This is a genomic window from Microbacterium sp. Cr-K32 (assembly GCF_000708345.1).
Taxonomy (GTDB): Bacteria; Actinomycetota; Actinomycetes; order Actinomycetales; family Microbacteriaceae; genus Microbacterium; species Microbacterium maritypicum_A.
In genome coordinates, this window is the sequence record NZ_JARD01000029.1 from 247,492 (window position 1) to 257,463 (window position 9,972).

Genomic DNA, 9,972 nt, shown 5'->3' on the forward strand with positions numbered 1-9,972 from the left:
GGCTGTCCGTCAAGAGAGGTCGGCCGCTGTCGCGACGACCGTGGCGTACAGATCGGCGATGCCGGCGAGGGCTGCGCGGTGCAGCTGCGCGGCCGACACGTCGCCGACGACCGAGGGGAGGCTTCGCGTCGCAGTGGCGGCAGCGACCACCGTCGGACGGTTTCCGCGGAGGAAGGCGCCCTCGGTCGTGTAGGTGACGCACATGTGCGTCATGAACCCGGCGATCACGACATCGTCGTGGCCCGCGGCGTCGATGAGGTCTCCGAGCTCGGTGCCGACGAAGGAGTTCGGAGCGGTCTTCACGACGACCGCCTCCCCGTCGGCCGGGGCGACACGTTCGTGGATCGCGCCGATGTCCTCGCGGATGTCGTATGCCGAGCCGACCCCGCCGTCGTGCTGCACGTGGATCACCGTCGCACCGGCGCTGCGGGCCCGCATGAGGAGGTCGGCCGCGGCGTCGAGGGCGGCGTCCCACCCGTCGAGCTCCATCTCTCCGCGGGTGTAGGTGTTCTGGAAGTCGACGAGGACGACGGTCGAGGCCGCGAGGGCGGCAGGGGCGTCGACGATGCCGCTCAGGGCGCGGAGTGTGGATGACGTGGTCATGAGGTGTCCTCTCTCGGGTCGTCTGTAGTCTTGTTGACCCGAACGACTCTGAACAGCCGGATTCGGGTCAGCCGTCGCCGTTATCGGCTCGCCCCAGGGATGGAGGGACGCGCAATGAGCGCACCGCGTGTGACCGTGATCGCCATGGACGGCATCAGCCCCTTCCACCTGTCCGTCCCGTCACTCGTGTGGGGAGGCGAGACGCCCGTCGGCGAGATCGATCCATGGCCCATCCGCGTCGCGGCGCTGCGCGCGGGCACGCTCCGCACCTCCGCCGACTTCGACATCGACGTGCGACACGGGCTCGAAGCGGTTCGCGGTGCCGACGTCGTCGTGGTGCCGTGGTGGGGCGAGCCCGACCGGGCGGCGCCGGATGAGCTGTCGAGCGCGCTGCGGGACGCGCATGCCGAGGGAGCCGAACTGGTCGGACTCTGCCTCGGCGCTTTTCCCCTCGCCGACAGCGGCGTGTTGGAGGGGCGCACCGCGACCACGCACTGGAAGTGGGCCGACGTGTTCCGGCACAGGTTCCCCCGGGTCGCGCTCGAACCGGACGAGCTGTACATCGACCAGGGGCAGATCGTCACGGGAGCGGGCGCCACGGCCGGGATCGACGCCTGCTTGCACCTCCTCGCCCGGAGAGAGGGTCAGCTCGTCGCGAACCGGGTCGCCCGGAGGATCGTCGCACCGCCCCATCGCTCCGGTGGACAGGCGCAGTTCATCGAGCGGCCGGTTCCGGACGCGGGGGGAGACCCGATCGCCGAGGCGATGCGATGGAGCGCCGCGAACCTCGATGCCGATCTGTCCATCGACGTCCTCGCCGCTCGAGCCCATCTCAGCCGGAGTTCGTTCACCCGGGCCTTTCGGGCGCAGACGGGGTCGACGGTGGCGAAGTGGGTGCTCGCGCAGCGGCTCGCGGCAGCTCGGGAGCTGCTCGAGGCCACGTCGCTCCCGGTCGACACGGTCGCGTCGACGACCGGGTTCGGTGGGGCTGCGCTCTTCCGCCAGCACTTCGGTCGTGCATTCGGTGCGACTCCGAGCCAGTATCGGTCGGCGTTCCGAACCACCTGAGTGGATGCACGCGTGCCCGCGGAGGCAGGGGGCGGATCATCCTCCCCCTGCGCCCGCGGGGCGCTGTCGGTGTCGGGGCCGACGTCACACGGAGACGGACTCCTCGGACGCCTCGCTCCGTGCCCGCGGCTTCGTCATCCAGATCGCGGTGACGATCGCGCCGACAAGGGCGAGGATCGCCGCGCCCAGGAAGGCGGCGGAGTACCCGCGCGTCAGGTCGACCGCCGTCGGAGCGGTGCCCGAGATGCCGTAGACGATCGCGGTGAGGACGGCGAGCCCGAGGGCCGATCCGATCTGGTAGCTCGTGCTCACGAGTCCGGAGGCGACGCCCGTCTCCATCGGAGGTGCGGCGTTGATCGCGGTGCCCAGCGACGGGACGAAGGCGAGCGACATCCCGAGCGCGGCGAGGAGCGACGCCGGCAGCACGTCCGCGGCGTAGTTACCGTCCGGGCGGACGAACGACAGCCAGAGGAGGCCGCCGGCGAGGATCAGCAGGCCGCTGACGATCATCGACCTGGCTCCGAACCGCGCAAGGAGGCGAGGGGCGAGGGCGACCATCACCAGGACGACCAGGCCCGTCATCGGCAGCAGTGCGGCACCCGCGGCGAATGCGCTCGCCCCGAGGACCTGCTGCAGGTAGAGGTTCAGGAAGAACCACATCGACACCCAAGCCGCTCCGAGGAGCAGCTGGGCGCTGTTGGCCGCGGCCAACAGCGGTGCACGCAGCAGCCCGAGGCGCAGCAGGGGGTTCCGGCTGCGTGCCTGGATCACGAAGAAGATCGCGAGCAGGACGATTCCGGCGCCCACGAAGGTCAGGGTCGACCAGGTGAGCCATCCGACCTCGGGGGCATTGACGACGCCGTAGACGACGGCAGCGAGACCGAGGGTGACGGTGAGAGCACCGGCCACGTCGATCGATCCGGCGGCCGTGCGGACGGTGCGAGGGAGGGTGGATGCCGTGAAGGCGAGCACGAACAGCGCGATCGGCACCGTCACGTAGAACACCCACGGCCAGCTCGCGTACTCGGTCAGCACTCCGCCGAGGAAGACACCAGCCGTGCCGCCGATGGGGGCGGCGGCGCCGTACACCGCGAACGCCTTGGGAAGGTCGGAGGTGCCGCCGAACAGCATCATGAGCAGGGTGAGCGCGGCGGGAGCGATCAGAGCGGACCCGGCACCCTGAATGGCACGACCGGCGATCTCAAGCCCGACGTCGGTGGCGGCGCCGGCGAGGAGCGAGCCGATGATGAGGACGATCCACCCGCTCACGAAGATCTTCCTCGCGCCGAACGCGTCGGCCAGTCGTCCGCCGAGCAGCAGCAGACCGCCGAACGCCACGACGTAGGCGTTGAACACCCACGACAGTGATTCCGGAGTGAAGCCCAGGTCGCGCTGGATATCGGGCAGAGCCACTCCGATGATCGAGGTGTCCATGATGACGACGAACTGCGCCGTGGCGATGAGGACGAGCCCGAGCCAGCGCTGGGCTCGGGAGATGGGCGGGCGGGACATGGGTTCCTCCTGAGGGTGCGTGCCGGTGGGTCCGGTCAGAGATCACCATATACCGATAGGGGGTAGGGGTATTCAAAATCTCGAAAAGAGGTCAGTTCGCGTCGAGACCTGACGAAAGGCCCGGCCTCCAGGGGCCGGGCCTTCACAGAGTCCTGCGTGCCGGTCGTCCGTCGACGCTCAGGTGCACACGCCGTCGATGCTGCACGCCTCGCCGGCCTCCGACATCGAGGCGGAGACCGACGTCATCGACGGTGTGGTCGGTTCGGCGAGAAGACGCCCGAGGTAGGTGCCGAGGGCCAGTTCATCGACCGCGCCGAATGCGATCTGACGTACGCGCCCCTCCCGGTCGACGATGATCGTCGACGGCGTTCCCCGGAGTCCGTATCTGTGCATGGTCGCCGGAATCGCCTGACCGTCGAGCGGCCGATCGATCGCCACCGGGAACTCGATCCGGTATTCCGACAGGAAGGCCTCAAGCGCCTCGCGGCCCATCACGGCGTGATGCTCGAACACCGTGTGCAACCCGAGCACGACGAGCTCGCGGGAGTCGAACATGCCGTGGAGACGCTGGGCAAGGGGGAGGCCGTGGCTCACGCATCCGGGGCACAGCATCTGGAACGCTTCGACGACCACGACGCGTCCGCGGAGCGATTCCGGGCTGATCGGGGCACTGTTCACCCACTCCGAGACGTCGAGCGCGAAGGCGTCGGCCCCGAGCAGCGGCTCAGGCACGGGCTTCCTCCTCACGCTCGGGCAGCCGCGCGGCGACGTACTCGGTGAGGTCTGCCAGGCGGTTCGAGTAGCCCCACTCGTTGTCGTACCAGGCCGAGACCTTCACCTGGTCGCCGATCACACGGATCAATCCCGCGTCGAGGATCGAGGAGTGCGGATCGGCGACGATGTCGGCGGAGACGATCTCGTCCTCGGTGTAGCGGAGGATCCCCTTGAGCGGCCCTTCCGCCGCGGCGCGGTAGGCGGCCTTCACCTCTTCCACGGTCCCGGGGCGCGATGCGGTGACGGTGAGGTCGGTGATGGATCCGGTGAGCACCGGCACGCGCAGCGCGAACCCGTCGAGCTTCCCGTCGAGTTCGGGGATGACGCGCCCGATCGCCTTCGCCGCGCCCGTGCTGGTCGGGACGATGTTGACCCCAGCCGCCCGAGCGCGCCGGAGGTCCGAATGCGGGCCGTCCTGCAGGTTCTGGTCGGCCGTGTACGCGTGCACGGTGGTCATCAGGCCGGCCTCGATCCCGAAGGCCTCGTGGAACACCTTGGCCACCGGGGCGAGGCAGTTCGTCGTGCAGGAGGCGTTCGAGATGATGTGGTGTCGATCGGGGTCGTAGGTGTGCTCGTTCACGCCGAGCACGAACGTTCCGTCGTCTCCGGTCGCGGGCGCCGAGATGATCACCTTCCGCGCCCCGGCCTCGACGTGCTTCGCGGCGAGCTCCGCCTTGGTGAACAGCCCGGTCGACTCGATCACGATGTCGACGTCGAGGTCTGTCCAGGGAAGGCGGAGCGGATCGCGCTCCGAGAACACGCGGATCGCCTGACCGTTGACGAACAGGTGCGCGTCGTCGTGCTTCACGGGCCCCGGCAGGGTGCCGTTCGCCGCGTCGTACTTGAGCAGATGGGCGAGCGTGCGCGTGTCGGTGAGGTCGTTGACCGCGACCACCTCGAGATCCGAGTGCTTCGCGAGCAGGGCTCGGAAGTAGTTGCGCCCGATGCGCCCGAAGCCGTTGATGGCGATCTTCGTGGACATGATGCTCCCTCCTGTGCCGGATTCCGGCGGTGATTGACTTTTGGCCTATGCCAAAAATATCACGCGAGAAGAGGGGTGGGGTCGGTGGGGGGTTCATCGCCCCACCGACCCAGGATCAGCTGAAGAGCACCACCAGGTAGGCCGCGAACGTCACCAGGTGCGCGGCGCCGTGCATGGCGGTCACCCGCTTCGCGGCGAACGTCGTCACCGACAGCAGCAGTGTCACGCCCAGCATCAGCAGGTTCGCCGGCGACTCCGCCAGAACGACGGTCTGACCGGTGGACATGCCGATGATCAGCACCGCAGGAATGGTCAGCCCCACGGTCGACACGAGGGCGCCGTGGCACAGGTTGCTGACGCGCTGGGCTTCTCCCCCGAGCGCGGCACGCACCGCGGTGATCGACTCCGGCAGGAAGACGATGCCCGCGATGAGCACGCCGGCGAGGGCGACAGGGGCCCCGAGACGTCCCAGGCCGTCGTCCAGGAGCGCCGCCATGTCATGCGACAGGAGCACGATGGGGATCACGGTCACCACCAGGAGCGCGAGACGCACGAGCACCTCGGTGCGATGCTCCGCGAGAACCTCGCGGATCCCGCCACCCGCCTCCGCCTTCGCCCGGTGCGGAGTGGTCTCCAGCATGCGCGGGTCGACTTCGGTGAAGTCACTCGCCTGGGCACCCATCTGCCGGTAGAGGAAGAAGGCGTAGAGCACGAGGGTGAGCACGATGATCGGGATCTCCTGCGCGGTCGTGTACGAGCCGTCCGTGCCGATGAGGGCGGGGAGGCCGAACGCGAGCGCGACGAGCACGACCAGCATCGACAGGTACGCCGAGGTGCCGGTGCGATTGTGGGCCATTCCGCGGTGGCGGAGACCACCGAGCAGGAGCGCGAGTCCGATGACGAGGTTCAGGATGATCATCGAGACGGCCATGACCGAGTCGCGGGCGATGGTCGCGTGCTCTCCCGGACCGAGCATGACCGCGGAGATCAGGATGACCTCGATCAGCACGATCGACAGGGTCAGGACGAGCGAGCCGTAGGGATCGCCGAGCCGGTGCGCGAGGGCCTCGGCCTGCTTCACGACACCGAACGCGCAGACGAGGATCACTGCGATGATCGCCCCGAGCGCGATGATGAGTACCGGGGTGGGCACGGGGGGTTCCAGCACCGGGTGGAGGAGGAGGAGAGCTGCGAAGGCCCCCCATCCCAGGATGACGCGGACGATGTCCGTGACGCTGATCAACTGCTTACGTTCCGTGCGTGACATCGCCGGACTCCTTCGAGCTGGGGCCGTCCCCGAGTGGTGACCACGACCGGGTCGTCCCGGCCGCAGCGCTGTCTCAGCGCACTGCATCTGATGGTACGCGGCGTACGCGGCGGATGGCCGGCGATCGACGGCGGTGGCGTCACTCCGGAGCGGAGGAGCGGGAGAGCGCGTGGATGTACCGCTCGACGTCGCGGCGGAACGCCGATTCTCGATGTCGACGACGCTCGACGCAGACCCACTGCGCAGTGGCCCAGACGAGGAATCCCGCCGAGAGGAGGAGTTCCAGCCAGATCCCGCGCACGCCGACGGACAGTGCTGCCGCGCTGACCATGGAGAACGAGACGAAGCACAGCACGAGCGTGGCGCGTGCGGCCCGAGGTTCGCGGGATACGACCCAGAGGGGCCAGGTGGACGAGTGATTCACGGGAGACTCCTGTCGGGGTCGTCCCCGGTCAGTCTCTCCGTCGGAGGTCGTCCTCCGTCGTTGTTCCGCTCCCAGGGTAGCAAACCCGTTCGCCTCGCCGCCTGCTCGGGTTCCTCCTCGGCGGATTCCCGGGGGTCGCCAGGGCTTGTCGCGGGCACCGTCGCAATGTGTCGCGCATGAGATATTTCAATGAATATTCCGAAAACGGCATGAGCCTGGCGACGAAGATTTTTCCCGTTCAGCGGGAAATTTGACTTCCCCTGGTTCCGGGCTATGGTCGGAGGTTACGCCAGCCACCGAAGGGGAAGCGAGTAACCATGTCCGGAAAGTCCATCCAGGGTCGCGACAGCAAGAAGGCGCCGCAGCTCTCGCTCAAGGAGAAGCGAGCTGCCAAGCGGGAGAAGAACGCACCGGCCGAGTTCATCAAGCCCCGTAAGGGCGCGAAGGGCTGAGTCGGTTCGACCCGTGGGTGGGCACATCCGCGCTGCGCGAGATGCCCGCCCACCGGCCGAACGCGATCTGCCGAGCGTTCGAGCGTGGCATCGGTCGTGCCCACGGCTCGGCCCCCACTCGGGAATGCGGCCTGCCGATGTGACAAGCTCCCACACATCGCTGATCGGCGCCGGAACGAAGATGGAGCGTGCGCCCGACAGCTCGTCGCTTCCGGTTGCGTGCGGGAGGGCAGTCGTCAGGCGTTTCCGGCTCGCATGAATTCCTCCGCCGCGCGCACCTGCTCCGCCGACGGACGGATGCCCGTGTAGAGCACGAACTGCTCCAGTGCCTGCAGGGTCGCCACCTCCGCCCCCGTGATCACCGTCTTGCCAGCCCTGCGCGCCGCAGCGATGAGAGGTGTCTCCGCGGGGAGGGCCACCACGTCGAAGACGACGGATGCGGCCCCGATCGCCTCTTCCGAAAACGACAGCGTGTGCTCTTCCGCGCCCCCGGCCATGCCGATCGGCGTGACATTGACCAGGATGTCCGCCCTGGCATCGTCGAGCCCAGCGGTCCAGGCGAAGTCGTACAAGTCGGCAAGGGGGCGCCCGTTCGCCTCATTCCTGGCGACGATCGTCACCCGCGTGAAGCCGGCGTCGCGGAACGCGGCGGCCGTGGCCTTCGCCATGCCTCCCGATCCGCGCAGCAGCACCGAGGCCGTGCGATCGAGACCTCCGCGTGCGATGAGCTGCGCGATCGCGGAGTAGTCGGTGTTGTAGGCCGTGAGCACGCCGTCGTCGTTGACGATCGTGTTGACGGAGTCGATGGCGCTCGCCGAGGGATCCACCCGGTCGACGAGCGCGATGACCTCTTCCTTGTACGGCATGGAGATCGCGCACCCACGGATGCCGAGACCCCGGACACCTGCGATGGCCTGCGCGAGGTCGGTCGGCGCGAACGCCTTGTAGATCCAGTTCAGGCCGAGCGCCTCGTAGAGATGATTGTGGAAGCGTGTTCCGTTGTTGCTCGGGCGCGCGGACAGCGAGATGCAGAGCGTCATGTCTTTGTTGAGCAGAGTCACCGGATCAGGCTACTCGCGCGCCGATGAAGGTCCGTGGCGAGAACGTGGATCCTCCCCTATGGTGAAGGTGCGTGCACATGGGGATCGATCGTCTACGTCTCTCCCCAGGAGACGGTGGCCCACCCCAGGGGCAGACGATCCGTGCATGCGATTGGGCCCTCTCGAGTAGTTCAGTCCCCAATGGGCTACTCGAGGGGGCCGCTGTCGTTCGTCTCGCAGAGAAGTTCAGACTTGTCCCCCAAAAGGGGGACAAGAGCATCGAAAAGGGGCTAAGCTGTCTCTGACGCACCCTCCGGTCGTCTTCGGCCCTCATCGCTCCCCCCGCGGTGAGGGCCACACCATTTTCTGGGCGTTCTCGTGCGTCCGCTCCCGCGCTCGCGCCGATGACGGCCGGATGCCGCTCGTGCAACATTTGGATTACCTTCTTGCGGCGGCTATTCCGCTCAGGGCCTCCTCCACTAGCGTTAGCGATGTCGGGGCATCCCTGCGTCGGCTTCTTCACCAGCAGAACAGGCAGTACATGAGCACCCAGGGCACGGTTAAGTGGTTCAACTCGGAGAAGGGCTTCGGCTTCATCTCCCCCGACGACGGAGGCGCTGACGTCTTCGCGCACTACTCCGCCATCCAGTCATCCGGCTACCGGTCTCTCGAAGAGAACCAGCGAGTCGAGTTCGATGTGGCGCAGGGTCCGAAGGGCCTGCAGGCAGAGAACATTCGCCCCGTCTGAGACGGGCGAGACACCGAACTCCCCACCGGATCGCGTCCCCGATGCGTCATCCGGAGGGGAGTTCTGTGCTTTCTGAGCGATGATGAGGGCGATCAGGAGATCAGCAGCGCACGCAGCTCTTCGACCGAGGAGACACGGAACGCGGCCTCGTCGCCCTCGTGCGAATCACTGAACCCCCACTCGACGAAGATCACGGGAACGCCGTTGGCGTTGCCACCCTCGACGTCGTGGTGCCGGTCTCCGACCAGGACGGGACGCGAGGTGTCGGCGCCGAGCTCGCGCAGCCGACGAAGAGCCTCTGCCACGATGTCGGTCTTCGAGGCGAGGGTCGACTCGTCCGGGGTCGCCCCGACGGTCGTCAGGAATGCAGGGCGCAGACCGAAGTGGTCGACCAGTGCGTCGACCTGGTTCTCGGGCTTCGAGCTGGCCGTCGCCTGGGGCACTCCGGCGGCGTGCAGCTCGTGGATGAGGTCGACCACTCCCGGGTAGGTCGCGACGTCGGTGGTATAGCCGTCGGCCTTGCCGAGGGTGCGGTAGAAGGCGACCGCCTCGGCGGACTGCTCCGGCGTCATGCCGGCCTGATCCTGGAAGGACTGGAACATGGGGGGACCGATCCAGTGCACCAGCTCTTCGCGGGTCGGCGCCGGTCGGCCGAAGTGGGTCAGCGCGACATTGAGCCGGCGGAGGATGCCGACGGACGCGTCGACGATGGTGCCGTCGACGTCCCACAGCACGCAGGAGTAGGGGGAGTGAGGCATCTCTCCAGCCTATGGGCCGAACGGAGGGTGTCCGCTCTTCCTGCACAGGTGTGCAACGCAAAAGCTTGTGCACACCTCATGTGGGCACCGTGTGTCCCCATATAAGGTCGTGACATCGACGGATACGCGGGCGAGAATGGGGGCATGTACGTGTCGGTGGAAGTCATCACGATGCTGGCGACAGCAGTGACGCTCCTGGTGGCGATCATCAGCGGTTTCGGCTGGATGATCAACCGGATGGACGCGCGATTCGCGGCGCAGGATGCAAGGTTCGATGCGCGGTGCGATGCGATGGAGACGAAGTTCGATTCCCGGTGCGATGCCCTGGACGCGAAAATCGATGC

The 9,972-nt window shown here is 67.6% G+C and carries 11 protein-coding genes and 1 pseudogene; 4 read left to right on the plus strand and 8 right to left on the minus strand.

Annotation, left to right across the window (positions count from 1 at the left end; translation table 11 throughout):
- Positions 1-9: 9 nt before the first annotated feature.
- The gene (locus GZ64_RS0118485; RefSeq protein ID WP_029268178.1) at positions 10-603 is read right to left on the minus strand and encodes an isochorismatase family protein; all 594 of its coding nucleotides are present in this window, start codon (positions 601-603) and stop codon (positions 10-12) included.
- Positions 604-717: 114 nt separating this feature from the next.
- Between GZ64_RS0118485 and GZ64_RS0118490 the strand changes: the two genes are divergently transcribed.
- Positions 718-1,671 carry a GlxA family transcriptional regulator gene (locus GZ64_RS0118490; RefSeq protein WP_081859812.1) on the plus strand — a complete coding sequence of 318 codons (954 nt, stop codon included), beginning with the start codon at positions 718-720 and terminating at the stop codon, positions 1,669-1,671.
- An 84-nt stretch (positions 1,672-1,755) separates the two neighbouring features.
- On the opposite strand, the gene GZ64_RS0118495 is transcribed toward GZ64_RS0118490, so the two are convergent.
- From GZ64_RS0118495 to GZ64_RS0118515, 5 genes are all read right to left on the minus strand, one after another.
- Positions 1,756-3,183: an MFS transporter gene (locus tag GZ64_RS0118495; RefSeq protein WP_029268182.1), complete on the minus strand. Its 1,428-nt coding sequence runs from the start codon at positions 3,181-3,183 to the stop codon at positions 1,756-1,758.
- 177 nt (positions 3,184-3,360) lie between these two features.
- Positions 3,361-3,915 carry a peroxiredoxin family protein gene (locus tag GZ64_RS0118500; protein WP_197020549.1) on the minus strand — a complete coding sequence of 185 codons (555 nt, stop codon included), beginning with the start codon at positions 3,913-3,915 and terminating at the stop codon, positions 3,361-3,363.
- On the minus strand, positions 3,908-4,939 hold the full coding sequence (gap, locus tag GZ64_RS0118505) for a type I glyceraldehyde-3-phosphate dehydrogenase (RefSeq protein ID WP_029268186.1): 1,032 nt from the start codon (positions 4,937-4,939) through the stop codon (positions 3,908-3,910). Before gap ends, GZ64_RS0118500 begins: the two co-directional genes overlap by 8 nt.
- A 115-nt stretch (positions 4,940-5,054) precedes the next feature.
- Positions 5,055-6,206 carry a calcium:proton antiporter gene (locus tag GZ64_RS0118510; RefSeq protein ID WP_029268188.1) on the minus strand — a complete coding sequence of 384 codons (1,152 nt, stop codon included), beginning with the start codon at positions 6,204-6,206 and terminating at the stop codon, positions 5,055-5,057.
- Between the two features lie 139 nt (positions 6,207-6,345).
- Positions 6,346-6,630 carry a hypothetical protein gene (locus tag GZ64_RS0118515; protein ID WP_029259499.1) on the minus strand — a complete coding sequence of 95 codons (285 nt, stop codon included), beginning with the start codon at positions 6,628-6,630 and terminating at the stop codon, positions 6,346-6,348.
- Between the two features lie 317 nt (positions 6,631-6,947).
- Between GZ64_RS0118515 and GZ64_RS20295 the strand changes: the two genes are divergently transcribed.
- On the plus strand, positions 6,948-7,082 hold the full coding sequence (locus GZ64_RS20295) for a hypothetical protein (RefSeq protein WP_017829963.1): 135 nt from the start codon (positions 6,948-6,950) through the stop codon (positions 7,080-7,082).
- Between the two features lie 236 nt (positions 7,083-7,318).
- Here GZ64_RS20295 and GZ64_RS0118525 read toward each other — a convergent pair whose 3' ends face one another.
- Entirely contained in the window at positions 7,319-8,143 is an 825-nt protein-coding gene (locus tag GZ64_RS0118525; protein ID WP_269320250.1) for a shikimate 5-dehydrogenase, read from the minus strand.
- A 520-nt stretch (positions 8,144-8,663) separates the two neighbouring features.
- Here GZ64_RS0118525 and GZ64_RS0118530 point away from each other — a divergent pair.
- Entirely contained in the window at positions 8,664-8,870 is a 207-nt protein-coding gene (locus tag GZ64_RS0118530) for a cold-shock protein (protein WP_017203899.1), read from the plus strand.
- A gap of 92 nt (positions 8,871-8,962) precedes the next feature.
- Here GZ64_RS0118530 and GZ64_RS0118535 read toward each other — a convergent pair whose 3' ends face one another.
- Positions 8,963-9,628, minus strand: a complete 666-nt coding sequence (locus GZ64_RS0118535) for an HAD hydrolase-like protein (RefSeq protein WP_029259501.1) — start codon at positions 9,626-9,628, stop codon at positions 8,963-8,965.
- 156 nt (positions 9,629-9,784) lie between these two features.
- Between GZ64_RS0118535 and GZ64_RS0118540 the strand changes: the two are divergent.
- A pseudogene (locus GZ64_RS0118540) lies at positions 9,785-9,972 on the plus strand (response regulator); the annotation flags it as partial.